Origin of the sequence: Rhodococcus sp. O3 (assembly GCF_048897285.1) — a bacterium.
Taxonomy (GTDB): Bacteria; Actinomycetota; Actinomycetes; order Mycobacteriales; family Mycobacteriaceae; genus Rhodococcus.
Map to the genome: position 1 here is coordinate 1 of NZ_JBMBTE010000323.1, position 496 is coordinate 496.

At 68.8% G+C, this 496-nt stretch carries 1 protein-coding gene; it reads right to left on the bottom strand.

Translation table 11 applies throughout. From position 1 onward, the window contains the following. Positions 1–496 (bottom strand): AMP-binding protein (locus ACN675_RS29245; RefSeq protein ID WP_420754131.1); only part of this gene is annotated, 496 nt, incomplete at both ends.

The window sequence follows — 496 nt, forward strand, 5'->3', positions numbered from 1 at the left end:
ATCCAGCTCCACCCCGGGTTTCGGCACCACATAGCCGACCAGCCGATCCACCGCACCGCGATGGACACTCGCCACCGCCTGCTCGACACCGTCGCACGCCCGCAACGCGGATTCGATCTCGCCGAGTTCGATGCGGAAGCCGCGGACCTTCACCTGATCGTCGGAGCGGTGGAGGTACTCGAGTTCGAATATGTTGTCGCCGAACTTCTTCCATCGAACGACGTCGCCGGTTCGGTACATCCGCTGCCCGGGGGCCCCGAACGGATCGGCCACGAACCGCGACGCGGTCAGCGAACCCCAGTTCCGGTATCCCCGCGCCAGGGCGGGGCCCGACAGGTACAGCTCCCCCGCCACGCCGACCGGGACCGGCCGCAGCCGGTTGTCGAGCACCAGCTCGGCGAATCCCCGAATCGGGCCACCGATCGTCACGGACTCACCGGCCGTGAGCGGCCGGCCCGCGTTCGACTGGATCGTCGCCTCCGCCGGACCGTACGTA